General features: G+C 68.7%; 21 protein-coding genes. 15 read left to right on the plus strand and 6 right to left on the minus strand.

Going from position 1 to position 25,553, the window contains the following annotated elements; all coding sequences use genetic code 11:
• Positions 1-5: 5 nt before the first annotated feature.
• The 4 genes from A4X17_RS00885 to A4X17_RS00900 all read left to right on the plus strand — a co-directional run bounded on the left by A4X17_RS00885 (position 6) and on the right by A4X17_RS00900 (position 4,834).
• Positions 6-1,313: a nitrate/nitrite transporter gene (locus tag A4X17_RS00885; protein ID WP_064293775.1), complete on the plus strand. Its 1,308-nt coding sequence runs from the start codon at positions 6-8 to the stop codon at positions 1,311-1,313.
• A gap of 185 nt (positions 1,314-1,498) precedes the next feature.
• Positions 1,499-2,821, plus strand: coding sequence for an RNA polymerase sigma factor (locus A4X17_RS00890; RefSeq protein ID WP_079003921.1), 1,323 nt, complete (start codon positions 1,499-1,501; stop codon positions 2,819-2,821).
• Between the two features lie 4 nt (positions 2,822-2,825).
• Entirely contained in the window at positions 2,826-4,088 is a 1,263-nt protein-coding gene (locus A4X17_RS00895) for a MurT ligase domain-containing protein (RefSeq protein WP_064293777.1), read from the plus strand.
• Positions 4,085-4,834, plus strand: coding sequence for a hypothetical protein (locus tag A4X17_RS00900; protein WP_064293778.1), 750 nt, complete (start codon positions 4,085-4,087; stop codon positions 4,832-4,834). The genes A4X17_RS00895 and A4X17_RS00900 overlap by 4 nt, the downstream gene beginning before the upstream one ends.
• Before the next feature lie 107 nt (positions 4,835-4,941).
• On the opposite strand, the gene A4X17_RS00905 is transcribed toward A4X17_RS00900, so the two are convergent.
• Positions 4,942-5,172, minus strand: coding sequence for a hypothetical protein (locus A4X17_RS00905; RefSeq protein WP_056011197.1), 231 nt, complete (start codon positions 5,170-5,172; stop codon positions 4,942-4,944).
• 231 nt (positions 5,173-5,403) lie between these two features.
• Between A4X17_RS00905 and A4X17_RS00910 the strand changes: the two genes are divergently transcribed.
• Positions 5,404-7,482 (plus strand): type IIA DNA topoisomerase subunit B, encoded by a 2,079-nt coding sequence (locus A4X17_RS00910; protein WP_064293779.1) that lies wholly within the window; start codon positions 5,404-5,406, stop codon positions 7,480-7,482.
• Between the two features lie 91 nt (positions 7,483-7,573).
• On the opposite strand, the gene A4X17_RS00915 is transcribed toward A4X17_RS00910, so the two are convergent.
• Positions 7,574-10,081, minus strand: coding sequence for a DNA topoisomerase (ATP-hydrolyzing) subunit A (locus tag A4X17_RS00915; protein ID WP_064293780.1), 2,508 nt, complete (start codon positions 10,079-10,081; stop codon positions 7,574-7,576).
• 87 nt (positions 10,082-10,168) lie between these two features.
• Here A4X17_RS00915 and A4X17_RS00920 point away from each other — a divergent pair, with 87 nt between their 5' ends.
• The gene (locus A4X17_RS00920) at positions 10,169-11,311 is read left to right on the plus strand and encodes an alkaline phosphatase family protein (RefSeq protein ID WP_064293781.1); all 1,143 of its coding nucleotides are present in this window, start codon (positions 10,169-10,171) and stop codon (positions 11,309-11,311) included.
• 12 nt (positions 11,312-11,323) lie between these two features.
• Here A4X17_RS00920 and sepH read toward each other — a convergent pair whose 3' ends face one another.
• A complete protein-coding gene (sepH, locus tag A4X17_RS00925; protein WP_064293782.1) occupies positions 11,324-12,442 on the minus strand; it encodes a septation protein SepH in 1,119 nt (372 codons plus the stop codon).
• A gap of 199 nt (positions 12,443-12,641) precedes the next feature.
• Here sepH and A4X17_RS00930 point away from each other — a divergent pair, with 199 nt between their 5' ends.
• Positions 12,642-12,935 (plus strand): DUF4193 domain-containing protein, encoded by a 294-nt coding sequence (locus A4X17_RS00930; protein WP_056005937.1) that lies wholly within the window; start codon positions 12,642-12,644, stop codon positions 12,933-12,935.
• 103 nt (positions 12,936-13,038) lie between these two features.
• On the opposite strand, the gene A4X17_RS00935 is transcribed toward A4X17_RS00930, so the two are convergent.
• Positions 13,039-13,485 (minus strand): DUF3093 domain-containing protein, encoded by a 447-nt coding sequence (locus tag A4X17_RS00935; RefSeq protein WP_064293783.1) that lies wholly within the window; start codon positions 13,483-13,485, stop codon positions 13,039-13,041.
• Positions 13,486-13,523: 38 nt separating this feature from the next.
• Between A4X17_RS00935 and dut the strand changes: the two genes are divergently transcribed.
• The 8 genes from dut (at position 13,524) to A4X17_RS00970 (ending at position 22,032) form a co-directional block, all read left to right on the plus strand.
• Positions 13,524-14,033 carry a dUTP diphosphatase gene (gene dut, locus A4X17_RS00940; RefSeq protein ID WP_082915821.1) on the plus strand — a complete coding sequence of 170 codons (510 nt, stop codon included), beginning with the start codon at positions 13,524-13,526 and terminating at the stop codon, positions 14,031-14,033.
• Positions 14,030-14,650, plus strand: a complete 621-nt coding sequence (locus tag A4X17_RS00945) for a DUF3710 domain-containing protein (RefSeq protein ID WP_064293784.1) — start codon at positions 14,030-14,032, stop codon at positions 14,648-14,650. The genes dut and A4X17_RS00945 overlap by 4 nt, the downstream gene beginning before the upstream one ends.
• 3 nt (positions 14,651-14,653) lie before the next feature.
• Positions 14,654-15,445, plus strand: a complete 792-nt coding sequence (locus tag A4X17_RS00950; RefSeq protein WP_064293785.1) for a DUF3159 domain-containing protein — start codon at positions 14,654-14,656, stop codon at positions 15,443-15,445.
• A gap of 246 nt (positions 15,446-15,691) precedes the next feature.
• The gene (locus A4X17_RS00955; protein ID WP_064293786.1) at positions 15,692-18,511 is read left to right on the plus strand and encodes an aconitate hydratase; all 2,820 of its coding nucleotides are present in this window, start codon (positions 15,692-15,694) and stop codon (positions 18,509-18,511) included.
• Between the two features lie 143 nt (positions 18,512-18,654).
• Complete coding sequence (gene dxs, locus A4X17_RS00960) at positions 18,655-20,619, plus strand: 1-deoxy-D-xylulose-5-phosphate synthase (RefSeq protein WP_064293787.1); 1,965 nt, start codon at positions 18,655-18,657, stop codon at positions 20,617-20,619.
• A 55-nt stretch (positions 20,620-20,674) separates the two neighbouring features.
• On the plus strand, positions 20,675-20,821 hold the full coding sequence (locus A4X17_RS19580) for a MerR family DNA-binding transcriptional regulator (protein WP_231884251.1): 147 nt from the start codon (positions 20,675-20,677) through the stop codon (positions 20,819-20,821).
• A gap of 6 nt (positions 20,822-20,827) precedes the next feature.
• Positions 20,828-21,058 (plus strand): MerR family DNA-binding protein, encoded by a 231-nt coding sequence (locus tag A4X17_RS19585; RefSeq protein WP_231884252.1) that lies wholly within the window; start codon positions 20,828-20,830, stop codon positions 21,056-21,058.
• The gene (locus A4X17_RS00970) at positions 21,055-22,032 is read left to right on the plus strand and encodes an aldo/keto reductase (RefSeq protein WP_064293788.1); all 978 of its coding nucleotides are present in this window, start codon (positions 21,055-21,057) and stop codon (positions 22,030-22,032) included. The genes A4X17_RS19585 and A4X17_RS00970 overlap by 4 nt, the downstream gene beginning before the upstream one ends.
• Before the next feature lie 105 nt (positions 22,033-22,137).
• Here A4X17_RS00970 and A4X17_RS00975 read toward each other — a convergent pair whose 3' ends face one another.
• Both A4X17_RS00975 and A4X17_RS00980 read right to left on the minus strand, forming a co-directional pair.
• Entirely contained in the window at positions 22,138-24,279 is a 2,142-nt protein-coding gene (locus A4X17_RS00975) for a 3-hydroxyacyl-CoA dehydrogenase NAD-binding domain-containing protein (RefSeq protein ID WP_064293789.1), read from the minus strand.
• On the minus strand, positions 24,280-25,485 hold the full coding sequence (locus tag A4X17_RS00980; RefSeq protein ID WP_064293790.1) for a thiolase family protein: 1,206 nt from the start codon (positions 25,483-25,485) through the stop codon (positions 24,280-24,282).
• Between the last annotated feature and the right edge of the window lie 68 nt (positions 25,486-25,553).

Consider the following 25,553-nt stretch of genomic DNA (forward strand, 5'->3'; position numbering starts at 1 on the left):
GATCGGTGGGATCTCGACGCGTCTGGTGGGTGTTCGGCGTCGGGGTGTTCGCCTACCTCATCACCGTCATGCAGCGGTCGACGCTCGGTGTGGCGGCGGTGGACGCCACCGAGCGGTTCCAGATCGACGCCGCCGCGCTCTCGACCCTCGCGGTCGCGCAGCTGATCGTGTACGCCGCCATGCAGGTCCCGGTCGGGGTGCTCATCGACCGCCTCGGGCCTCGCGTCCTGATCATCGCGGGGCTGACCGTCGTCATGGCGGGCCAGATCTGGCTGGGTCTCACGACCGAACTCGGCGGCGCGATCGTCGGCCGGATGCTGGTCGGCCTCGGCGACGCCGCGGTGTTCACCTCCGTGTTGCGGCTCGTGAACTCCTGGTTCCCCACCCGTCGGGTACCGATCGTCTCGCAATGGGTCGGCAACATCGGGCAGATCGGCCAGATCCTCTCGGCGGTGCCGTTCTCCTTCGTCCTGCACGCCTTCGGCTGGTCGCCGGCGTTCCTCAGTGCGGCCGGTCTCGTCCTCCTGGCACTCGTCGGGGTGTTGATCGTCGTCCGCGACCGGCCGTCCGGTTCCGACGAGGCACCGCGCCCGGAGACCTGGGGCCACGTCGTCCGCGAGGTCCTCATCAGTCTGCGTCGGCCAGGGACGCGTCTCGGGTTCTGGTCGCACTTCGTCACCCAGTCCTCCGGCACGGTCCTCACGCTGCTCTGGGGCTTCCCCTTCATGGTCTACGCCCTCGACTACCCGCAGCCCCTCGCCGCATCGTTGCTCATCGTGATCGTGGTCTCCGGCATGATCGCCGGACCCGTCCTCGGGGTGCTCACCGCCCGGTTCCCGTACCGGCGGAGCAACCTCGTGCTCGGGATCGTCACGGTCATGGGCGTCGCCTGGGCCGTACTCCTCCTCTGGCCGGGCATCCCGCCGATGTGGCTCGTGATCGTCCTGTTCGTCGTGGTCGGGGTCGGGGGCCCCGGTTCACTCATCGGGTTCGACTTCGCGCGCACCTTCAACCCCATCCGCGCGCTCGGCGGGGCGAACGGCATCGTGAACGTCGGTGGGTTCCTCGCCAGCTTCGTCATGATGTTCCTCATCGGACTCATCATCGACGCGGTCAGCGGGGGATCCCGTGCCGACTACTCCATGGACAGCTTCCGGATCGCCTTCTCCGTGCAGTACCTGGTGGTCGGGTTCGGGGTGGCGATGCTGCTCGTCGCCCGGTCCCGCACCCGGAGACGCTTCGCCGAGGACGAGGGCATCGCCGTCGGTCCACTGTGGATCGCGGTCCGAGCGAGGCTCGGGCGCCGTCGCTGAGCGTTCGCTTCGTCCCCTGATCCCACCCTTGACAAACGGCCTGTGGCTCTGTGGCCTTCCTGCGCGCGCTATAATGGAACACGGACCCGTTCACCTCTCGGAATGTCGGCGGCCCTTTTCGGGTTGCACTGCACCAAGACTTGACATGGGTCCTCGTAATGTCCGAAATCACGGACGATCCGGCGATGACTGTCCATGCCGGGTCCGAACAGGAAGGTGCAGCTATGGCCACCAAGACGGCTCGCGCAGACGAAGCAGCGCCAGCAGACGAGGCCACGGAGGCTCCCGCAGCGAAGGCTCGGACCACCAAGGCCACCACGACCCGAGCGAAGGCTGCTCCCAAGAAGGCCACCCGCGCCAAGGCGGGTACGACGTCGAGCACGGAGCCCGATGAGGGCTCGGACGACGAGGACGTCGTCGTCGAGGTCGTCGCCGACGACGCCGTGGTCGACGCGCCCGCGGGCGACGCCACCGAGGCGGTCGAGGAGGAGGACGACAAGTCCGTGCCGGAGATCACCCTCCCCACCGACGCACTCGTGCTCTCCAACAGCGACGACGACGAGATCCCGGTGTACTCGGCCGCGATCACCGGCGCCACCGCCGACCCGGTCAAGGACTACCTCAAGCAGATCGGTAAGGTCGCGCTCCTCAACGCGGCCGAAGAGGTCGAACTCGCGATGCGCATCGAGGCGGGCCTCTTCGCCGAGGACAAACTCGCCCAGCTCTCCGACCTCGAGAAGCGCTCGCGGGTCGGTCGTGAGCTCCAGTGGGTCGCGAAGGACGGCGCCCGTGCCAAGAGCCACCTCCTCGGGGCGAACCTCCGACTCGTCGTGAGCCTCGCCAAGCGGTACACGGGCCGCGGCATGCAGTTCCTCGACCTCATCCAAGAGGGAAACCTCGGCCTCATCCGCGCGGTCGAGAAGTTCGACTACACCAAGGGCTTCAAGTTCTCCACCTACGCGACCTGGTGGATCCGTCAGGCCATCACGCGTGCCATGGCCGACCAGGCGCGCACCATCCGCATCCCGGTGCACATGGTCGAGGTCATCAACAAGCTCGCCCGCGTCCAGCGGCAGATGCTGCAGGACCTGGGCCGCGAGCCCACGCCCGAGGAGCTCAGCCGCGAACTCGACATGACGCCCGAGAAGGTCATCGAGGTCCAGAAGTACGGCCGCGAGCCCATCTCGCTGCACACGCCCCTCGGCGAGGACGGCGACAGCGAGTTCGGCGACCTCATCGAGGACACCGAGGCGGTCGTGCCGGCCGACGCCGTCAGCTTCACGATGCTGCAGAAGCAGCTGGAGTCGCTCCTCGACTCGCTCTCCGAGCGGGAAGCGGGCGTCATCCGGATGCGCTTCGGCCTCGGCGACGGCATGCCGAAGACGCTCGACCAGATCGGCGACACCTTCGGGGTCACCCGTGAGCGCATCCGGCAGATCGAGTCGAAGACCATGGCGAAGCTGCGTCACCCGAGCCGATCCCAGTCGCTCCGCGACTACCTCGAGTAGGAGCATGCGCTACGCCCCGGCCATCCTCGCCGGTCGTGCCGTCCGATTCCTCGCCAGGCTGCGCAAGCCGGGCGGGGGATCGGCGGTTCCCGGCCTCGTGGTCAACCGCATCGCGCCCGGGTTCCTTCCCGACACGTTGAACGCCTTCCCGCGTGGTCTCGTGATCGTGAGCGGCTCGAGCGGGAAGTCCACGACCACCAAGATGCTCGTCGGCATCCTGCGTGCCCACGGCGTGTCGGTCTTCACGAACCCGTCCACGGCGAACATCTCCCAGGGCCTCACCTCGGCTCTCCTCGAACGAGCCGACCTCCGCGGCCGGATCGACGCCGAGCTCGGGGTGCTCGAGATGGACGAAGGACACGGCGCGCTCATCGCGCCGCGGCTCTCGCCCGCCCACGTCATCCTGACCAACGTGTCCGTCGACCAGATCGACCGCTTCCACGACGCTGCCATGGTGGCGCGCATGCTCGACGCGATCGCTGCCCGATCGAGCACGTCGCTCGTCCTGAACGGCGATGACGCGCTCGTCGACGCCGTCGCGCCGGGCAGCGACGCGACGCGATGGCGGTACGGCGTCTCGACGGCCGTGCTCGGTGCCGGCGCACGCGGCCTCGGGTACAGCACGACCTCGTCCGATCGGGTCGATCCCGGTTCCGGAACCGTCGTCGAAGCCCTCGACGGCGATCTGGTGTCCATCACCCACCGCGGCGAGCCCGTCCGATTCCGTCTGCCGGCCCGCGGCGTGCACTACGCCGTGGATGCGGCTGCCGCACTCTCCGGCGCCGCCGCGATCCTCGGCCCCGAGTTCCAGCTCGCCACCGCGGCTGAGTCGTTCCACGCGCTCACGCCGGTGTTCGGCCGCGGCGAGGTGACGACCGTCCGCGGTGTCGAGGTCGAATTCGTCCTCGTCCAGAACCCCGCGAGCTTCCAGCTCAACGTGGACAGCCTGGCGGCCGACACGGAGCAGATCCTGGTGGCCGTCGGGAGCGATGTCCGCGATCCCTCGTACCTCTGGCCGGTCGACACGTCGAGGCTCGGTCGTGTGGCGCTGGTGTCGGGGTCCAAGGCCTGGGAGGCCGCGCTGCAGCTGGGCTACGACGGCGTCGAGATCGACCGGATCGAACCGGACCTCGGCACGGCGTTGGACGCGTTCCTCGCCCTCCCGGCGCCCGCGCACGGTCGGAAGACCGTGATCTTCACCGCCGACTCGATGCGCCGCACCCGCGCGCACCTCGGCCTCGCCTCGAACGATCAGGACGACGCATGACGACCGAGCCGACGATCACCATCGCCGTCCTCCTGCCCTCGAGCTGCAATGTGAACGGCGACGCCGAGAACGGTGCGGTCCTCGCTCGCCGGGCGCGCGCGCGTGGCCTCGCCGTCGAGCTCGTCCCGGTCGAATCGGTCGCCGAGCTCCCGAGCACGGTCCACGCGGTCGTCCTCGGGTCGTGCGACGACCCGTCGGCGCCACAGGTGCTCGAGGCGCTCCGGCCGTTCCGCGACGCGTTCATCGCCTGGGTGGAGGCCGGCGTGCCCGTCCTCGCGGTCGCCAACGGGTGGAAGCTCCTCACTCGTCGGCTCGAGCTGGCGCCGGGGAGCTGGGTCGAGGGCCTCGCCATCATCGAGGGCGACGCCCCGTTGCGGCGCACGCGGGCGAGTGACGACCTCGTCGTCGTGCCGAGCGGCGGCCTCGAGCTCGACGCCCCGGTACTCGTCGGGTACGAGAACCACGGGCGGGACTTCCGAGCCGGGACGGGTGTCGAGTCGATCGGCGCCGTGCAGCACGGACGAGGCAACGGCGACGGCACGGAGGGTGCGCTGGTCGGCCCCTTCGTCGGAACCCACCTGCACGGTCCCGTCCTCGCCAAGAACCCGGAGCTGGCCGATCGGCTGCTCCGTCTGGCGATCACGGTCGCCGCGGGCACCTCGATGCTCGACGAATCACCGGAACTCCACGCCCTCGACGAGATCGCCGCCAACGCCAGAGCGCAGATCGTCTCCGCACTCGCTTGAGGCCGCGGGTGAACGAGCCCGCGCTGGTCTGAGACCGCGCCTCCTCGATGACATGATGAAGGGCCCCGGATCTCGGATCCGGGGCCCTTCATCGTGATGCCGGTGGACTAGGCGCGCTGCTCGGTGAAGAGTCGCGCGGACTCGTCGTGCCAATCGGTCGCGACCTGCGTCAGCTTCTCCTGGTACTTCTTGCCGTGGTGCGCGCAGAACAGCAGCTCACCGCTGTTCATCTGCACGCGGATGTAGGCCTGTGCTCCGCACAGATCGCAACGATCGGCGGCAGTCAGTTGCTGGGCGTCGAGGTCACTCGGCGTGCTCTCGGTAGCAGTCTGTGACATGTGCTCCTCCTGACTCGGGCGGCTACGAAACTCGTAGTACTCATGAAAGCACGCGATTGTCACAACGGGGTCCCATTCCGCGCTCTTTTCGCTGTGCGCGTAGATGATTCGGATCAACCGCGCAGCCGGATGGGTCGACGGCCCGCGACAACGCGTCGTCGAGCGGGTCCTGACGTCCACGCGCCGAGTGTCTCCCTCGGCGTGTCGGCGGCGACGACTACGCTGGGAACCGTGAGCAGCGACTACTCCGCCAGGCATCTCTCCGTCCTCGAAGGCCTCGAGGCGGTGCGCAAGCGACCGGGCATGTACATCGGTTCCACCGACTCGCGTGGCCTCATGCACTGCCTCTGGGAGATCATCGACAACTCCGTCGACGAGGCACTCGGCGGGTACGGCGATCAGATCGAGATCGTCCTCCACGCCGATCAGAGCGTCGAGGTGCGCGACCACGCGCGTGGCATCCCGGTGGACATCGAACCGAAGACCGGCCTCTCCGGTGTCGAGGTCGTCTTCACCAAGCTCCACGCCGGCGGGAAGTTCGGCGGCGGTTCCTACGCCGCGTCCGGCGGCCTGCACGGCGTCGGCGCATCAGTCGTCAACGCCCTGTCCGAGCGGCTCGACGTCGAGGTCGATCGCGGCGGCAAGACCTACGCCATGTCCTTCCACCGCGGTGAGCCGGGGATCTTCGCCGACACGGGGGAGCCGACCCCGGACGCACCGTTCACGCCGTTCGAGAAGCAGAGTGAACTCCGCGTCATCGGCAAGACCAAGCGCGGCGTGACCGGTACCCGGATCCGCTACTGGGCCGACCGCCAGATCTTCACGAAGGGCGCCCAGTTCCAGGCCGAGGAGCTCCTCGGCCGCGCGCGCCAGACCGCCTTCCTCATCAAGGGGCTCGGGATCCACATCCGCGACGAGACCGTCGAGGAGCCGACCGAGGCGGTGTTCCGCTACGAGGGCGGGATCTCCGAGTTCGTCGACCACCTCGCGGGAGACACCGCACTCACGGACACCTGGCGCCTCACCGGCAGCGGGACGTTCACCGAGACCGTCCCGGTGCTGTCTCCGTCGGGCACCATGGTCGCCACCGAGGTGGAGCGCGAGGCAGAGGTCGACATCGCGCTGAGGTGGGGGACCGGGTACGAGACGGTCATGCGTAGCTTCGTCAACATCATCGCGACGCCGAAGGGCGGCACGCACCAACTCGGATTCGATCAGGGCCTGCTGAAGTTCCTCCGCGCCCAGGTGGAGCAGAACGCCCGCCGACTCAAGGTCGGCTCGGACAAGCTCGAGAAGGACGACGTCCTCGCGGGCCTCACGGCGGTGCTGACGGTGCGTCTCGCCGAGCCGCAGTTCGAGGGCCAGACGAAGGAGATCCTCGGCACGCCGGCCGTCCGCGCCATCGTGGCCAACGTCGTCACGAAGGAGCTCAAGGAGCGGTTCGCCTCGACCAAGCGCGACGACAAGGCGCAGACCGCGCTCGTGCTCGAGAAGATCGTGTCGGAGATGAAGTCCCGGATCTCCGCGCGGACGCACAAGGAGACGCAACGCCGCAAGAACGCGCTCGAGAACTCGTCGCTCCCGGCCAAGCTGGTCGACTGCCGCTCGGGCAACCTCGAGTCCAGTGAACTCTTCATCGTCGAGGGCGACTCGGCGCTGGGCACGGCGAAGCTCGCCCGAGACAGCTCCTACCAGGCGCTGCTCCCGATCCGAGGCAAGATCCTCAACGTGCAGAAGGCCTCCGTCTCCGACATGCTGTCGAACGCGGAGTGCGCGTCCATCATCCAGGTCATCGGAGCGGGCTCCGGACGATCGTTCGATCTCGACGCCGCCCGCTACGGCAAGATCATCCTCATGAGCGACGCCGACGTCGACGGCGCCCACATCCGGACGCTCCTGCTCACGCTCTTCTTCCGGTACATGCGTCCGCTGATCGAAGCGGGCCGCGTGTTCGCCGCGGTACCGCCGCTCCACCGCGTCATCGTGATGAACCCCGGGTCCAAGCCGAACGAGACGATCTACACCTACTCCGAAGCCGAACTGCACGCGGTGCTCAGCGATCTCAAGCGCACCGGCAAGAAGCACCAGGAACCGATCCAGCGCTACAAGGGCCTGGGGGAGATGGACGCCGACCAGCTGGCCACGACCACCATGGACCGCCGTCACCGGACGCTGCGGCGTGTCCGGGTCGAGGATGCGGAGTCGGCCGGACGGATCTTCGAACTCCTCATGGGCAACGACGTCGCCCCGCGTAAGGAGTTCATCGTCGACAGCTCCGACCGGCTGTCGCGGGAGAGCATCGACGTCTGATCGTCGGTCGTCCATCGGGCGCAGCACCGACGACGAAGGCCCGGATCGAGCAGTGCGCTCGATCCGGGCCTTCGTCGGTGTGCAGCTCCGATCAGGACGATTCGTCGCTCGCTACCGCGTCGTCCGTCGCCGGTGCCGCCGGTGCGGTGATCGCGCCGCCGATGAACCCGACGGGGGCATCGAGCGGCACCCCTGAGGCATCCCGCTTCGCGCCGACCTCCGGGAGCGTCCGCGGTGTCCCGTCCGTCCCGACGGCGTGTGCCGGAGCGGCGCCGACCCACGCGACGGCCAGCTGGTCCTCGCCCTTCAGGAAGCGTTGCGATCGGACACCGCCGGTGGCGCGACCCTTGGCGGGGAACTCGGAGAACTCCGACACCTTCGCGCTCCCGGTGTCCGTTCCGGCGAGGGTCAGCGAATTGGTCGCGACCGTCACGACGACGACGTCGTCGGTGGGCAGGACCGCCGTGAACGAGATGACCTTCGCACCGGCTGCCAGGTTGATGCCGGCCATGCCACCCGCGGCCCGCCCCTGCGGACGGACGGACGTCGCGGGGAAACGGAGCAGCTGTGCGTCGGAGGCGACGAAGACGAGCTCCGCGTCGTCGCCGACCTGCGTCGCCCCGACGACGTGGTCGCGCGGCTTGAGCGTGATGACCTCGAAGTCCGGCTTGTTCGGCAGGTCGCCGGGGATGACCCGCTTGACCACGCCGGTCTCGGTTCCCAGCACGATCGGCTGCTCCGAGGTCAGCGAGACGATCGCCAGCACGCGCTCATCGCGGTTCGGGAGCGAGAGGTACTCGCCCATCCGGACTCCGGCCGCGAGCTGGATGGAGGCCGCCGGCACCGCGGGGAGGTCGAGCGGGGTGAACCGGATGACGCGACCGAGACTCGTGACTGCACCGAGTTCGGTGCGGCTCGTGGTCTCGACGACGCTCAGGATCGCATCGTGCTTGCTCCGTCGACCGGGTCGTGGTGCGGGCGCGTCCTGCTCGAGGTCGACGCGGAGCGCCCGTCCGGTCGCGCTGAGGTAGACGCGGCACGGGGTGTCGGCGAGCTCGAGGACCGGGGCGCTCTTCCCCCGGCCCGTGGTCGCGACGCTCGGCTTCGCGTTCGTCAGCATGGTCCGACGCGGTGTGCCGAACTGCTCGGCCGCCGCAGCGAGCTCTGCGGAGACCGCCGCGCGGATGAGTCGTTGGCTCCCGAGCAACCGCTCGAGTTCGGCGATCTCGGCCAACAGCTTGTCGCGCTCGGCCTCGAGCTCGATCCGCGAGAACTTGGTGAGTCGTCGGAGACGGAGTTCGAGGATGTACTCGGCCTGGAGCTGCGAGAGGTCGAAGACCTCGATGAGGCGCGCGCGGGCCTGTTCGGAGTCGTCGCTCGCGCGGATGACCTGGATGACCTCGTCGATGTCGAGGATGGCGATGAGGAGCCCCTCCACGAGGTGGAGGCGTTCCTTGCGTCTCGCCAATCGGAACCGGCTCCTGCGGGTGACCACGCTGATGCGGTGGTCGACGTACACCTGCAGCAGGTCCCGGAGGCCGAGCGTCTGCGGGCCGCCGTCGACGAGCGCGACGTTGTTGATGCTGAAGGAGTCCTCGAGTGGCGTGTAGCGGTAGAGCTGCTCCAGGACGGCCTCGGGGGAGAACCCGGTCTTGATCCCGATCACGAGGCGGAGCCCGTGGATGCGGTCCGTCAGGTCGGTGACGTCGGAGATGCCGTTGAGCTTCTTGGAGCTGACGCCGTCCTTGATCTTCTCGATGATCTTCTCCGGACCGACCAGGTAGGGCAGTTCGGTGATGACCAGACCGGTCTTCCGCGCGGTGACCGCTTCGACGGAGACCTTGGCGCGGGTCTTGAAGGAGCCGCGACCGGTGGCGTAGGCGTCCCTGATGCCGTCCAGTCCGACGATCGTGCCGCCGGAGGGCAGGTCGGGACCCGGGACGAACTCCATCAGGTCCTCGAGGGTGGCCTGGGGGTGCGCGAGGAGGTGCCGTGCGGCACCGATCACCTCGACGAGGTTGTGCGGCGCCATGTTGGTCGCCATACCGACCGCGATACCACTGGCGCCGTTCACGAGGAGGTTCGGGAACGCGGCCGGGAGGACCTCGGGCTGCATGAACTGGTTGTCGTAGTTCGGGACGAAGTCGACGACGTCCTCGTCGAGGTCGGCCGTCAGGGCGAGCGCGGCGGCGTCCAGCCGGGCCTCCGTGTACCGCGGCGCGGCGGGCCCGTCGTCGAGTGAGCCGAAGTTCCCGTGCCCGTCGATGAGCGGGACGCGGAGGGTGAAGGGCTGTGCGAGGCGGACGAGGGCGTCGTAGATCGCCGTGTCGCCGTGCGGGTGCAGCTTCCCCATCACCTCGCCGACGACGCGGGCCGACTTCACGTGGCCACGATCCGGGCGCAGGCCCATCTCGGTCATCTGGTAGAGGATGCGGCGCTGCACCGGCTTCAGGCCGTCGCGCGCGTCGGGGAGGGCGCGGGCGTAGATGACCGAATAGGCGTACTCCAGGAAGGAGGTCTGCATCTCCGACGAGACATCGATGTCCTCGATGCGCTCGCCACTGGTCTCCGTCGGCGGGGTCTGCTGTTGGCGGGTCATTCCGTGTCTCTGCTGAGGGGAGTCGAGCCGGTGCTCGGCGAGGATGGCGGGGCGTGGTCGTCAGCGCGGTGTGCGAGACTGAGCCCGATGACCACCATGCTACCGACGGTCGATCCGGAGTCACGCAGCCTTGCCGGTGTCCTCCCGGATTGCCTCGCATCCCTGACGGTGGGCGGTGGATCGCTGCCCGCGGCCGACCATGCCGTCGTCGTCCTCGTCGACGGCCTCGGTGCCGCGAACCTCCGTGGAGCAGCCGCCCACGCTCGGTTCCTCGCGCCGCGCCTCGGTCCGCGCTCCACCACGACGTCGGCGTTCCCGTCGACGACCGCGGCCGGGATCGCGACGCTGACCACGGGGGCGTTGCCGGGTCGGCACGGCCTCGTCAGCTACCGAGCACGAGACGTGGCGGGGGACCGGGTCGTGAACCAGCTCAGCGGCTGGGACGCCGGCATGGTGCCCGAGACCTGGCAGCGCCTCCCGACCGTGTTCGAGCGGGCGAGAGCCGAGGGCGTCACGACGACGGTGATCGGTCAGGAGCGGTACCGCAACTCGGGCTTCACCCGGGCCGTGCTCCGAGGGGCGGACTACCGGGCCGGCCGCTCGATGGCGGACCGCCTCGACGCCGCCCGCGAGATCGCGTCCACGACCGCCGGACCCACACTCAGCTACGTGTACGTCCCCGAGCTCGACCAGGCGGCGCACGAGTACGGGTGGGAGTCGGGACGCTGGACGGCGCTCCTCGAGGAGCTCGACGGCGATCTCAAGCGGTGGTCGTCGCGACTGCCCGCGTCGACCGGCGCGCTCGTCACCGCCGACCACGGGGTGATCGACGTCGCACCCCATCAGCACGTGCTCTTCGACCAGGTGCCCGAGCTGGTCGCCGGTGTCCGCCACATCGGCGGGGAGCCTCGATGCCTCCACCTCTATCTCGACGCCGACGCGGGTCCAGCGGATCGGGAGCGCCTGGCTGAGGCCTGGCGAGCCGAGGAAGGCGGTCGCGCCTGGACCGCGACACGCGAGCAGGCGGTCGACCACGGCTGGTACGGCGAGGTCGACCCTGAGGTGCTGCCGCGCATCGGCGACGTCATCGTCGCCGCCCGCAAGCGCATCGCCTACTACGACTCACGTCCCGCCGATCAGAGCGCGAGGGGCATGATCGGACAGCACGGATCGCTCACCGACGACGAACGCCGGATACCGCTCCTCGGCCTCGGTCGTTACGAGCCCTGAGGCCCGGACCGATCAGACCGGGTCGTCGTCGGACTTCGCACCGAACACGATCTCGTCCCAGGACGGCATCGACGCTCGGCCGCGGCGCGCCTTGGCCCCGGACGGCGCGCCACCATCGGAGGATTCGGCATCGCCCGCGCGTCGCTGCTGCGCCGCCTCGAACTCACCGGTGTCGAACACCGCCAGCGGCGTCTGCTGATCCGAGACGGCGTGCGGCGCACTGGGGCGCTCGGCAGGTTCGGGTTCGCTGGGGGCGGCCTCCCGCTCGCCACGGCGCTTGCGGAGCGCCTCCAACAGGTCGGCGGTCTGGTTGTGCTGCTCGGGGCTCGACGCCTCACGGTTGATCGCGGCCTGGGTCGCAGCCTTCGAGGACGGTGCACGGCCGAAGCCCGTGTCGGCCGCGAACGGCAACGGCTCGATCGGACGCGTCTCGGCGGGCCGGTCGGTCTCGGTCTGCTGCGGCGTCGACACCCGGTCCAGCGAAAACGCGCCGCTGTCGAAGCGTGAGGTGTCGGGGGAGTCGTCGGTGTCGACCGCACGCAACCGGGGGATCAGCGCGGCCGGCAGGTCGCCCTGACGCGAGAGGGTCGTGGCTTCACTCCCGATGGGCGTGAGGGCGAGCTTCTTCGGCTCGAACGCCCAGCGGGCGTCGTGGTCGACCTGGTCGGCCGTGAAGGACAGCTTGACGATCCAGCCGCCCTCGGGTTCCTTCCAGCTCGTCCACCGTTCGTCGGTCGCGCCGAGCTTCTCGAGTCGAGCCCGGATGACGTTCCCGAAGGTGGCCTCGATGTCGTCGGCCGACGTGTCGGTCGTCGGCAGGACGGCGACGCCGAGGGCGGTGCCGACGATGTGCTCGCGCTCCGCCATCACCGGACCCTCGAACCGCTGCACGTACTCCAGCGAGGCACCGGTGACCGCTGCGACGTCTTCTGCGGAGAGCCCGCTGCGGATGTGCGCCTGCACTTCCCTCGGAGAGATCTTGGTGTTCCCACCGATCGGCGCACCGGCCGGCTTCGCCCGCCGCAGGTGGACGTGGAACGAATCGTCGACGATGAGGCGGTATTCCTCCTCGTTCCGATCTGCAACGATCAGAGCGCCGAGCTCCGCTCCGACTACCTTCAATTCCTGCATGATGAATGCCTCTCAGCGTGCCACGTGATTGACCCACGTTCTCACGGATCACGGGCGTATTCGGGGAATACGCCGGGCGTGCCGTCAGTTGCACGGGAAGGTTCCGCACACCCTCCCGAACACGGTTTGCAATTCATGCGGAACTGATGCAAACTGTGCCCGCCGATTTTGTTCCGACGGCATCGAGAAGTGGATAGGCATGGCAACTGATTACGACGCTCCCCGCAAGACCGACGACGATTCCGAGTCGATCGAGGCCCTGAAGGAGCGCGTTCCAGACAAGCTGTCCGGAGTCGTCGACTCCGAAGACGCTGACAACCCGGGTGACTACAACCTGGGTGGATCCGACCTCTCCGACCTCGACCTCGACGTCGTCGTGCTCCCGCCCCAGGCGGACGAGTTCACCTGCATGGAGTGCTTCCTGGTGAAGCACCGCTCGCAGCTCGACCACGAGGGCAAGTTCGGCCCGATCTGCGCGGAGTGCGCAGCCTGACAGCACCGCCGCGCGAGCGGCAGACAGAACCCCTCCGGATCACGATCCGGAGGGGTTCTGTCGTTGCGGATTCGAGCGGTGACCGGTTCGAGCGGCGGCAGCCTCAGGCGTGCGTGCGCGCGCTGGCGATCGCATCCGCGAGGGCCTGCGGGCGACGGGACGACAGCAGCCAGTACGGCGTCGGATCGGCCGGATCGACGATCTCCACCTTCACGAGGCTGTGCACCCACCCGCGGATCATGAGCCAGGCGCGTGCATCGAGCTTGGTGCGGAGCTGAGCTGTCGCATCCGTCCCGGTGAACACCACGACCTCACCGATGAACCCGAGCGGGATCGACGCCTTCCCGACCGAGAGGCTCGACTCGGAGACCTGGATCCTCGGCGCCGTCCCGAACGCCACCGCAAGGCATCCGCCGTACAGCACCACCGCCCCGACGATCCCCGCCGCGAGTGAAACGGGCGCGAGGACGAGCATGGTCGCCGGCACCACGAGGGCGAGGGCGATGATGACCCAGGGGCTGGGCCAGAGGGTTTCACGGTACGGCTGCATGTCTGCCTTGTCTCAGAGAACTGCACTACCCTCGATTCGTGACCGAAAGCGTTGACGTACTCATTATCGCGCCGGATCTGCCCGGCTATGCACACCCCGGCGATGCGGGTGCGGATCTCGTGTCCGCCGAGCACGTCGTGCTCGAACCGGGTGAGCGCGCCCTCGTCGGCACCGGCGTCTCGATCGCCCTGCCCGGCGGCCATGCCGCGTTCGTCGTCCCGCGAAGCGGCCTCGCGGCGAAACACGGCATCACCGTCGTCAACTCACCCGGCACGGTCGACGCCGGATATCGCGGCGAGATCAAGGTCACGCTCCTCAACACCGACCGTCACACCTCCTTCACCGTCGAGCCAGGCGACCGCATCGCCCAGCTCATCGTGATGCCGGTGTCCCGGGCCAACTTCATCCCGGTGGAGCGATTGCCAGGCAGCGCTCGTGGAACCGGAGGCTTCGGTTCGACCGGCGTCGGCTCGCTCGCCGCGTCACCGGCCGCCACCGACCCAACCATCAGCACCGACGGTGCCGCGCAGACAGGAACCCTCGCATGAGCGAACTCGAAGACCTCCCCGACCTCGACCTCGACGCGGAGCTGCCCGACGACGCGAAGTCCGCACCCGAGGACCGCGAGACCGCCGGCCCGTTCGACGAGAGCGAGGCCAACCCCGTCCGCCCCTACATCGACCTCGGTGGCGTCAAGGTGCTGCCGCGGGAAGGTCTGAACCTCCGCCTCGAGGTGGAGGAGGCGACGAAGCGCGTCGTCGCGGTCGGCCTCGACTACGCCGGTTCCACCCTGCAGGTCCAGCCGTTCGCCGCCCCGCGGTCGACCGGCCTGTGGAACGAGACCCGCGCGCAGATCGCCGAGCAGATCGGCCAGCAGGGCGGCACCGTGACCGAGCGCGAAGGCGAGTTCGGCCCGGAGCTCGTCGCCGAGGTACCGACCGGTGGTGCCGCAGGCACCGACGCGACCCACCTGGCACGCTTCATCGGCGTCGACGGTCCGCGCTGGTTCCTCCGCGGCGTCGTCGCGGGGGAGGGCGCGTCGAAGCCGGACGCCGCAGCGCTCGTGGACGACCTCTTCCGCAGCCTCGTCGTCGTCCGGGGCAACTCGCCCATGCCGCCGCGCGACCTCATCCCGCTGCGCATGCCGACTGCCACGAGCGCGTAGTCGATGACGGACGCACGAGAACCGGAGCCCCGCGGAGTCGACCCGGTCGAGCGCCGTGACGCGTCGGATTCCCCTGACGCCACGGGTGACGCGGATCGGCAGCGGCTCGGTGAATCGATGTCCGCCGCGTTCGGTGCCGCCGCACGCAAGTCCGGTCTGGGCGCGATGGCCGAGGGCGACGCCCCCACCGGCAAGGCACTGCTGCTCGCCATGGGCGGCGTGCGCGGCATCGTCGAGGCGATCCTGCCCGGACTCCTGTTCCTCGTCGTCTACACGCTGACCCTCGACCTGGTCCCGTCGATCATCGCTCCGGTCGCACTCGGGGTCCTCTTCTCCGTGGCACGCCTCGTCCAGCGGCAGCCGGTCACGCAGGCCGTCGGCGGCCTCCTCGGGATCGCCCTCTCAGCAGCCCTGGCTCTGCTGTCCGGGCGCGCGGAGGACTTCTACGTCGTCGGGTTCTGGACCAACGGCGCCTACGCCGTGGCCCTCCTCGTCTCGGTGCTCGTCGGGTGGCCCGTCGTCGGGCTCGTGGCCGGCTACCTCATGGGCAGCGGCACGAGCTGGCGGTCCCACCCCGGACAACGACGCGCCATGCGGTGGCTCACGCTGGTGTGGGTGGCCATGTTCGCCGCACGACTCCTCGTGCAGCTGCCCCTCTACTTCAGTGGGAACGTCGAGCTCCTCGGGACGCTCCGGCTCCTCATGGGCATCCCGCTCTACGCGCCGCTACTCGTCCTCAGCTGGCTCGTCGTCCGCGCCGTGTTCCCGAAGGCGCCGCAGGCATCCACCGAGTGATCCGCCGAGAGCCCGGCCCGACGCGTCAGCGCGTCTCGGGCCGGGCTCTCGTCATGTCGGGAGGACCTCATCCTCGATGCTAGAATTGTCTCGACATCAAGATAGATGAGCGATGCCGAGATGACACGACGCGCCCGAGCCTGTAGTTAGGCAAGCCTTGCTAGCCGCGGAGCACCCGCCAGCAGCAAGATTGGTCGGAACGCACGTGAGTGAGCACTCGCCGCCGCCAACGAAGGAGAAGACGATATGTCCACCGTGAACAGCTTCGGGGCGAAAGACACCCTGACTGTCGGGACGACCGACTACGAGATCTATCGCATCGACACGGTGGAGGGTCACGAGAAGCTGCCGTTCAGCCTCAAGGTGCTCCTCGAGAACCTGCTGCGCACCGAAGACGGTGCCAACATCACCGAGGCGCACATCCGGGCTATCGGCGACTGGGTTCCGACCGCGGACCCCGACACCGAGATCCAGTTCACCCCGGCCCGTGTCGTCATGCAGGACTTCACCGGCGTGCCGTGCATCGTCGACCTCGCCACCATGCGCGAAGCGGTCGAGACACTCGGCGGTTCCGCCGACAAGATCAACCCGCTCGCCCCGGCCGAGATGGTCATCGACCACTCGGTCATCGCCGACCTCTTCGGCAGCGAGAACGCGCTCGAGCGCAACGTCGAACTCGAGTACGAGCGCAACGGCGAGCGGTACCAGTTCCTCCGCTGGGGTCAGACGGCGTTCGACGACTTCAAGGTCGTTCCGCCGGGAACCGGCATCGTGCACCAGGTCAACATCGAGTACCTCGCTCGCGTCACCATGACGCGCGAGGTCGGCGGCGTCCTGCGCGCCTACCCCGACACCTGTGTCGGCACCGACTCGCACACGACCATGGTCAACGGCCTGGGCGTGCTCGGCTGGGGCGTCGGCGGCATCGAGGCGGAGGCCGCCATGCTCGGCCAGCCCGTCTCCATGCTCATCCCGAAGGTCGTCGGCTTCAAGCTGAACGGCTCCATCCCGACGGGCGTCACGGCGACGGACGTCGTCCTCACCATCACCCAGATGCTCCGCAAACACGGGGTCGTCGGCAAGTTCGTCGAGTTCTACGGAGCAGGCGTCGCTGAGGTGCCGCTCGCGAACCGCGCCACCATCGGCAACATGAGCCCCGAGTTCGGCTCGACGGCCGCCATGTTCCCGATCGACGACGTCACGCTCGATTACCTGCGCCTCACCGGCCGCAGCGAGGAGCAGATCGCGCTGGTCGAGGCCTACGCCAAGACTCAGAAGCTCTGGCACGACGCGGACGTCGAGCCGGTCTTCAGCGAGTACCTCGAACTCGACCTCGCCACCGTCGTGCCGTCGATCGCCGGCCCGAAGCGCCCGCAGGACCGCATCGAGCTGAGCGACGCCAAGTCGCAGTTCGAGCGGGACCTCGTCGACTACGCCACGGTCGAGCACGACATCGTCGACCTCGTCGGCGCCGGTTCCTTCCCCGCCTCCGACCCGGCCGGCACCACGCCGCAGGACGAGGACGAGAACAACCACCACCACCACACGCACCGCAGCCACGCTCCGGCGTCCCTCTCGAAGCCGACCCAGGTCACCCTCGAGGAGAACGGGGTCGACTTCACCCTCGACCACGGCGCCGTCGCGATCGCCGCGATCACCTCGTGCACCAACACCTCGAACCCGTCGGTCATGCTGGCCGCAGGCCTCCTGGCCCGGAACGCGAGCAAGAAGGGCCTGAAGGCGAAGCCGTGGGTCAAGACCACGCTCGCTCCGGGGTCCAAGGTCGTCACCGACTACTACGCGAAGGCCGGTCTCACCGAGTACCTCGAGGACCTCGGCTTCTACACGGTCGGCTACGGCTGCACGACCTGCATCGGCAACTCCGGTCCGCTGCTCGACGAGATCTCGACCGCCGTCCAGGACAACGACCTCGCCGTCACCGCCGTCCTCTCGGGCAACCGCAACTTCGAGGGCCGGATCAACCCGGACGTCAAGATGAACTACCTGGCGAGCCCGCCGTTGGTCATCGCCTACGCCCTCGCGGGGTCGATGAACTTCGACTTCGAGGTCGACGCCCTGGGTGTCGACGCCGACGGCAACGACATCTTCCTGAAGGACATCTGGCCCGACGCGGCAGAGGTCCAGGACACGATCGACACCTCCATCAACAAGGAGATGTTCGACCACGAGTACAGCGGCGTCTTCGACGGCGACGAGCGCTGGCGTTCGCTCCAGACCCCCGAGGGCTCGACCTTCGAGTGGGACGAGGAGTCGACGTACGTGCGGAAGCCCCCGTACTTCGACGGCATGACCATGGAGACGACCCCCGTCTCCGACATCGTCGGTGCGCGCGTCCTCGCGAAGCTCGGCGACTCGGTCACGACCGACCACATCAGCCCGGCCGGCAACATCAAGGCCGACTCGCCCGCAGGCCGGTACCTCGACGAGCACGGTGTCGGTCGTAAGGACTACAACTCCTACGGCTCGCGCCGCGGCAACCACGAGGTCATGATCCGCGGCACGTTCGCGAACATCCGCCTGAAGAACCAGCTGCTCGACGGTGTGGAGGGCGGCTACACCCGCGACTTCACGCAGCCCGACGCACCGCAGTCGTTCATCTACGACGCGTCGCAGAACTACCAGGCCGAGGGCACGCCCCTCGTCATCTTCGGCGGCAAGGAGTACGGCTCCGGTTCCTCCCGCGACTGGGCGGCGAAGGGCACGAGCCTCCTCGGTGTCAAGGCGGTCATCACCGAGAGCTTCGAGCGCATCCACCGCTCGAACCTCATCGGTATGGGCGTCGTCCCACTGCAGTTCCCGGAAGGCGAGAGCTGGGCCTCCCTCGGACTCGACGGCACGGAGATCGTGTCGATCGCCGGTCTCGAGGAGCTCAACAACGGCACCACGCCGAAGACGGTCCGCGTGAGCGCCGTCCCGAGCGAGCACTCGGCTCCCGGCAAGGAGCCGGTCGAGTTCGACGCGGTCGTCCGCATCGACACGCCCGGTGAAGCCGACTATTACCGCAACGGCGGCATCCTGCAGTACGTGCTCCGCAGCCTCGTCTGACGACGAGGCTCTACCACCAGGCCGGTCCCGACAGCAACCGTCGGGGCCGGCCTGCGGCGTTCGCCGCCCACCCCGCCCACGACGCGTACACTCGAAAGACGGGCTCCGAGCGATCGGTCGGCCCACGGTGGAGGGACGACAGCGTGACAGTGCTCGATCAGGTGAACGGACCCCGGGACCTCGACGGCCTCTCCGAGGCGGAACTCGTCGAACTCGCCGGCGACATCCGCGCCTTCCTCATCGCCAACGTCTCCAAGACCGGCGGACACCTCGGTCCGAACCTCGGCGTCGTCGAGCTCACAATCGCGATGCACCGGGTGTTCGACTCCCCGACGGATCCGATGGTGTTCGACACCGGTCACCAGTCCTACGTCCACAAGCTCCTGACCGGCCGTCAGGAGTTCTCCGGGCTCCGGACCCGCGGCGGCCTCGCCGGCTACCCGCAGCGTTCCGAATCGGAGCACGACATCGTCGAGAGCTCACACGCCTCGAGCTCGCTCAGCTGGGCGGACGGCATCTCCCGCGCCTTCCAGATGACCGGGCAGGACGAGCGCCATGTGGTGGCGGTCGTCGGCGACGGCGCGCTGACGGGTGGCATGACGTGGGAGGCGCTCAACAACATCAGCGACGACAACACCCGCCGGCTCGTCATCATCGTCAACGACAACGGCCGGTCGTACGCGCCGACCATCGGCGGCATGGCGCGGTTCCTGAGCGGCGTGCGGACCCGCCGGAGCTATCGCGACCTGCGCGAGCGCAGCCAGCGGGCCTTCAACCTCCTCGGCGGTCCGGGACGCGCGCTCTATCGGGGCGTCCGCGGAGGCGCCCACGGGTTCCTGTCCCGTCTCACGAACAACGAGGCGCTCTACTCCAACCTCGACATCAAGTACATCGGGCCGGTCGACGGACACGACATCCACGCGATGGAGGAGGCCCTGACCCAGGCGAAGCACTACGGCGCACCGGTGATCGTCCACGCGATCACCGAGAAGGGTCGTGGCTTCCAGCCGGCACGGGACGACGACGCCGATCAGTTCCACGCCGTCGGCGTGATCGACCCCGAGACCGGGGAGCCCGTCGGGGCGGCCGCCCGCCCGTCCTGGACGGCCGTGTTCAGCGAGGAGATGCTCGCGGTGGCCGAGGCCGACGACCGCGTCGTCGCCATCACCGCCGCCATGCTGCGACCGGTCGGGCTCCACGCCTTCGCCGAACGCTTCCCCGAGCGCGTGCACGATGTCGGCATCGCCGAGCAGCACGCCTTCACCTCGGCGGCCGGGCTCGCCTTCGGCGGGCTGCACCCGGTGGTGGCCGTGTACGCGACGTTCGTGAACCGCGCCTTCGACCAACTGCTCATGGACGTCGCGCTGCACCGTGCGGGAGTCACGGTCGTCCTCGACCGCGCCGGCGTGACCGGCCCCGACGGACCGAGCCACCACGGCATCTGGGACCTCGCGATCCTGCAGGTCGTCCCGGGTATCCGGATCGCTGCACCGCGTGATGGCGAGCGGCTGCGCGAGGAACTGCGTGAGGCCGTGTCGATCGACGACGCCCCGACCGTCATCCGGTTCCCGAAGGGCAGCGCCCCCGCCGAACTCCCGGCCGTCGAGCGTCTCCACGACGGTGTCGACGTCCTCCGGACGACCGAGCAGCCGGACGTCCTCATCGTCGCCGTCGGCCCGATGGCGCCCATCGCGATCGATGTGGCGGACCGACTCGCCCAGCAGGGCATCGGCGCGACCGTCGTCGACCCCCGCTGGGTGGTCCCCGTCGCCGAATCGCTCGTCGAGCTCGCCGCGGCGCACCGGCTCGTGATCACGATCGAGGACGGCATCCGCGTCGGAGGCATCGGCACCCGCATCAGGCAGACCCTCCGTGAGGCCGGCGTCGACACGGCCGTCGACGAGCTCGGCGTGCCGGACGAGTTCATCGACCATGCGTCCCGCGAGCAGATCCTCGAGGATGCGGGCCTCACGGCGCAGCAGATCGCCCGCGACGTCGTGGCACAGGTCCTCGGTAGCCGGATTCCCGTAGCCCGCCCGCTGCCTGACGACCGCGTCGAGCAGGACACGTCTTCGGAGCGGAGCACGACGAGGCCGCACGGCGCCTGACCGCGGGCTGTGGCGCGCTTGACTTCGAGTGCGCTCGAAGTCGTATCGTGTGGACATGACCACTCTCCACGACGGCTACGCCATCTCCGACGTCGCCGAACGAACCGGGCTGAGCGTCCACACGCTCCGGTACTACGAGCGCGCAGGGCTCATGCCACGTCCGATCGGCCGCAGCTCATCGACGCACCGCCGCTATAGCTAGGGCGACGTGTCCTGGGTCGTGTTCCTGACGAGACTCCGATCGACGGGCATGCCGATCGCGACGCTCCGCGAGTACACGGAATTGGCGCAGCGTGGCGACGACACCGCCGAGGCGAGGCTCGAGCTGCTGCTGCGGCATCGGATCTCGTTCCTGGCCCGACTCGAGGAGATGCAGCAGTCGCTGGAGGTCATCGATCGCAAGATCGAACTCTACACAGAACAGGTGGCAACACGATGAAGCACATCACACTCGGCACAGCGGGACCAGACATCGCCCGGATCGGCCTCGGCTGCATGGGGATGTCTGCGTTCTACACCGGTGCCGCCCTCGACGATGCGGCGTCGACCGCGACGATCCACCGTGCCCTGGACCTCGGCGTCACCTTCTTCGACACCGCTGAGATGTACGGTCCCTACCTCAACGAGGAACTGCTCGGCGCTGCACTCGCCTCACGCCGGGACGAGGTGACCCTCGCGACCAAGTTCGGGACGATCCGCAATTCCAGTGACGGACAGTTCGGCGCCGACGGCAGCGCCGCGAACGTGCGCCTGTCGATCGAGGGATCGCTGCGCCGGCTCGGGACCGACGTCGTGGACCTCTACTACCTCCACCGCGTGGATCCGGGCGTGCCCATCGAGGAAACGGTGGGTGCACTCTCGGAGCTCGTCACCGAGGGCAAGGTCCGGTACATCGGTCTGTCGGAGGCGGCTCCGGACACGATCCGGCGTGCACACGCCGTGCACCCGATCACGGCTCTGCAGACGGAGTACTCGCTCTGGAGCCGCGACCCCGAGGCGGAGATCCTGCCGACCGTCCGTGAGTTGGGCATCGGCTTCGTCCCGTACTCGCCGCTCGGTCGCGGGTTCCTCACCGGCACGATCCGATCGCTCGACGTGCTCGACGAAACCGACTTCCGTCGCGCCAACCCGCGCTTCACGGGGGACAACCTCGCTGCGAACATCGCGATCGTCGAAGAGGTCGACCGGATCGCCGCGTCGCTCGAAGCGACACCGGCCCAGGTGGCGCTCGCCTGGTTGCTGGCCCAGGGTGACGACATCGCACCGATCCCCGGCACGAAGCGGATCCCGTACCTCGAGGAGAACCTCGGCGCCGACGAGCTCTCCCTGTCGGCCGACGCGCTCGCTCGACTCGACGCGCTCCGTCTCCCGGCCGGCGACCGGTATCCGGACATGAGCACCGTCAACCGCTGAGCTCCTGCATGCGCTGAGGGCCAGCGTCGCTCGAGGCTCGACGACGAGAGCGGGGTGCCGTCCACCGATGGTGGAGGACACCCCGCTCTCGCGACACCGCGCGGACTACGCTTGGACGCCCCGGATGGGCGGGTGGTGGAAGGTGTCGCCGAAGGCACGCTCGCTCGCACCGACACGGTCCAGGTACGGCGTCGCTCCGCCGTCCTGGAAGGGCCAACCCGCACCGAGGATGAGCCCGAGGTCGATGTCCTGGGCGGCTGAGACGACGCCCTCGTCCAACATGAGCTTGATCTCCGACGCGAGGCCGTCCTCGACCCGTCGCAGGATCTCGTCCTCGCTGAGCGGGCTGTCGCCCGTGACGAGCACCTTCTGAGCCTGCTTCGTGAAGCCGGTCACCTTGCCGCCCTTGTCCTTCTCGACGACCGAGTCCAGGCCTGCGAGCCGGTGGAGGTTCTCCGACGCGAAGAACCGGTCGGGGAACTTCCCGACCATCGTGTCCTGCACGTGCGCGGCGACCTTCCAACCGACGAGGTCGATGAGCTGGAAGGGCGTCATCGGCAGGCCGATGGGCGCGAAGGCACGTTCAACCGTCAGCAGCGGGGTGCCGGCGTCCAGGGCGTGCGCCGCCTCACCCATGACCTTCGCCAGGAGTCGGTTGACGATGAAGCCGGGAGCGTCGGCGGTGAGGATGGCACTCTTCTTCAGCTTCGCCGCAGTGGCGAAGGCCGTCGCGAGCGTCTCGTCGTCCGTCTGGGGTGTGCGGACGACCTCGAGCAACGGCATGACGGCGACCGGGTTGAAGAAGTGGAAGCCGACGAGCCGCTCGGGGTGCGCGAGCTTCGCCCCGATCTCCTCGACGGAGAGCGAGGACGTGTTCGTCGCGAGGACCGCCTGCTCCGAGACGTACTGCTCGACCTCGGCGAAGACGCTCTGCTTGACGCCGACCTCTTCGAAGACGGCCTCGATGACCCAGTCGCAGTCCGCGAAGTCGGCCTTGTCCGTGGTTCCGGACAGAAGCGCCTTCAGACGGTTCGACTCGTCGGGGGAGATGCGGCCCTTCCCGCGGAGGGTGTCGATCTCGCCGTGGATCCGGGCGACGCCGGCGTCGACGTGGCCCTGGTCGAGGTCGGTGATGACCACCGGCACCTGGAGTCGCCGGAGGAAGAGCAGCGCGAATTGACTCGCCATGAGCCCGGCACCGATGATGCCGACCTTGGTGACCCGTCGGGCGAGCTGCTTGTCGGGCGCACCCGCAGGACGCTTGGCCCGCTTCTGCACGAGGTCGAACGCGTACATGCTCGCCTGGAACTGGTCGCCGACGATGAGCTCGGACAGCGCCCGGTCCTCTCGCTCGAACCCCTGTGCCTTCGTGCCGCTGCGGGCGGCCTCGAGCAGGTCGAGGGCAGCGTAGGGCGACTTCGCGACGGTGCCGATCTTGCTCTCGAGCATCTTGCGAGCGGTGCTGATGGCGAGCGGCCACTTGATCGTCCGCTCGACCTTGCCCGGCACGTTCTTGCGCTGCACGGTCACCGTGCCACCGAGCACCCCGTCGGCCCACCGCAGGGAGTCCTCGAGGAAGTTGGCGGCGGGGAACATGACGTCGGCGATGCCGTAGGCGAGGGCGTCCTGCGCCTTGAGCATACGGTTGTTCTTGAGCGGGTTGGAGATGACGACGTTGAGCGCGTTCTCGATGCCGATCAGGTTCGGGAGCAGGTAGGCGCCGCCCCAGCCCGGGATGAGTCCGAGGAACACCTCGGGGAGCGCGATCGCGGGCGCCGAGGCGTCGACGGTCCGGTAGTTCGCGTTGAGGCCGATCTCGAGTCCGCCACCGAGCGCGAGTCCGTTGATGAAGACGAAGGTCGGTACGCCGAGGTCCTCGAGCTTGCCGAAGACATGGTGGCCGAGCTGCGCGAGCTTGGTCGCGACCTCACGGGACGGGATGTCGCCGACCTTACTCAGATCGGCGCCGGCCGCCAGGATGAACGGCTTGCCCGTGATGGCGACGCCGTCGATCTCGCCGGATGCGGCACGGGTCCGTTGCGCCTCGAGGACGCCATCGAGCTCCAGCAACGTGACCGGGCCGAGCGTGTTCGGCCTCGTGTGGTCGCGTCCGTTGTCGAGGGTGATGAGCGCGATCGTGCGTCCGCTCGCCAGGCGCACGTCCTTGACGAGGGAGCGCGTCACGACCTCCTCGTCGCCGCTGATCGCGACGAGCTCCGAGAAGTCGATGGTCGTGTAGTCGGTCATCTACTTGCGTCCCTTCTTGCCGGTGAAGTACGGGTTCTCCCAGATCACGGTGCCGCCCTGGCCGAGGCCGACGCACATCGCCGTGAGGCCGTAGCGCACCTCGGGGTGCTCGGCGAACTGCGCCGCGAGCTGGATCATGAGTCGGACACCGGAGGCTGCGAGCGGGTGCCCGACCGCAATGGCACCACCCCACGGGTTCACCCGCGGGTCCTCGTCGTCGATGCCGAAGTGGTCGAGGAAGGAGAGTACCTGGACGGCGAAGGCCTCGTTCAGTTCGAACAGACCGATGTCCTCGATCGACAGACCGGCCTTCCGCAGCGCCTTCTCCGTGGAGGGGACGGGACCGATGCCCATGATCTCGGGCTCGACGCCCGCGAACGCGAAGCTGACGAGGCGCATCTTCGGCGTGAGACCGAGCTCCTTCGCCGTCGAGGCGCTGGCGAGCAGACTCACCGTGGCGCCGTCGGTCAGCGGCGAGGCGTTGCCTGCGGTGACACGGCCGTGGGGCCGGAACGGCGTCTTCAATCCGGCGAGCCCCTCCATCGTGGTCTCGGGACGGAGCCCTTCGTCGCCGGTGGCGAGACCCCATCCGCTGTCGCTCCGGAGCGCGACCGGGACGAGGTCGGGCTGGATCCGCCCGGCTTCGTAGGCGGCCGCGACCTTCTGCTGGCTGCGCATGCCGAAGCGGTCGGAGCGTTCCTTCGTGAGCTGCGGGAACCGGTCGTGGATGCGCTCGGCCGTCTTGCCCATGTTGAGCGCGTCCTCACTGACGAGGCGCTCGGCGAGGAACCGCGGGTTCGGGTCGGCGTCCAGCCCCATGGGGTGACGCCCCATGTGTTCGACGCCACCGGCGAGGACGAGGTCGTAGGCACCGAACGCGATGCCGCTGCCGAGCGTCGTGACCGAGGTCATCGCTCCGGCGCACATGCGGTCGATCGCGAATCCGGGGACGGACTTCGGGAGGCCGGCGAGCAGCGCGGCGGTGCGGCCGAGCGTGAGCCCCTGGTCGCCCTGCTGGGTCGTCGCCGCGATGGCGACCTCGTCGATGCGGTCGAGCGGCAGACCGGGATGACGTTCGAGCAGCCCGATGATCGCCTTGACGATCAGGTCGTCAGCCCGGGTGTTCCAGTACATGCCCTTTTCGCCGGCTCGTCCGAACGGTGTCCGGACTCCATCAACGAATACGACGTCGGCTTGTTCGGCCACGTTGCCTCCTCATTCTCGGGGTACGCCCCGATCCTAGGCGGCAGACACGGGTGGACACCCGGGTGCAG

Source organism: Plantibacter sp. H53 (genome assembly GCF_001650455.1).
GTDB lineage: Bacteria > Actinomycetota > Actinomycetes > Actinomycetales > Microbacteriaceae > Plantibacter > Plantibacter flavus_A.

Bases quoted from the DNA above. Each gene is read 5' to 3' on its own strand.
- A4X17_RS00945 (WP_064293784.1), top strand. From the start codon at position 14,030: ATGAGCGAACTCGAAGACCTCCCCGACCTCGACCTCGACGCGGAGCTG.
- A4X17_RS00900 (WP_064293778.1), top strand. From the start codon at position 4,085: ATGACGACCGAGCCGACGATCACCATCGCCGTCCTCCTGCCCTCGAGC.
- A4X17_RS00970 (WP_064293788.1), top strand. From the start codon at position 21,055: ATGAAGCACATCACACTCGGCACAGCGGGACCAGACATCGCCCGGATC.
- A4X17_RS00890 (WP_079003921.1), top strand. From the start codon at position 1,499: ATGACTGTCCATGCCGGGTCCGAACAGGAAGGTGCAGCTATGGCCACC.
- A4X17_RS00955 (WP_064293786.1), top strand. From the start codon at position 15,692: ATGTCCACCGTGAACAGCTTCGGGGCGAAAGACACCCTGACTGTCGGG.
- A4X17_RS00905 (WP_056011197.1), bottom strand. From the start codon at position 5,172: ATGTCACAGACTGCTACCGAGAGCACGCCGAGTGACCTCGACGCCCAG.
- A4X17_RS00950 (WP_064293785.1), top strand. From the start codon at position 14,654: ATGACGGACGCACGAGAACCGGAGCCCCGCGGAGTCGACCCGGTCGAG.
- A4X17_RS00930 (WP_056005937.1), top strand. From the start codon at position 12,642: ATGGCAACTGATTACGACGCTCCCCGCAAGACCGACGACGATTCCGAG.
- A4X17_RS19580 (WP_231884251.1), top strand. From the start codon at position 20,675: ATGACCACTCTCCACGACGGCTACGCCATCTCCGACGTCGCCGAACGA.
- A4X17_RS00895 (WP_064293777.1), top strand. From the start codon at position 2,826: ATGCGCTACGCCCCGGCCATCCTCGCCGGTCGTGCCGTCCGATTCCTC.
- A4X17_RS00975 (WP_064293789.1), bottom strand. From the start codon at position 24,279: ATGACCGACTACACGACCATCGACTTCTCGGAGCTCGTCGCGATCAGC.
- A4X17_RS00915 (WP_064293780.1), bottom strand. From the start codon at position 10,081: ATGACCCGCCAACAGCAGACCCCGCCGACGGAGACCAGTGGCGAGCGC.
- A4X17_RS00935 (WP_064293783.1), bottom strand. From the start codon at position 13,485: ATGCAGCCGTACCGTGAAACCCTCTGGCCCAGCCCCTGGGTCATCATC.
- sepH (WP_064293782.1), bottom strand. From the start codon at position 12,442: ATGCAGGAATTGAAGGTAGTCGGAGCGGAGCTCGGCGCTCTGATCGTT.
- A4X17_RS00920 (WP_064293781.1), top strand. From the start codon at position 10,169: ATGACCACCATGCTACCGACGGTCGATCCGGAGTCACGCAGCCTTGCC.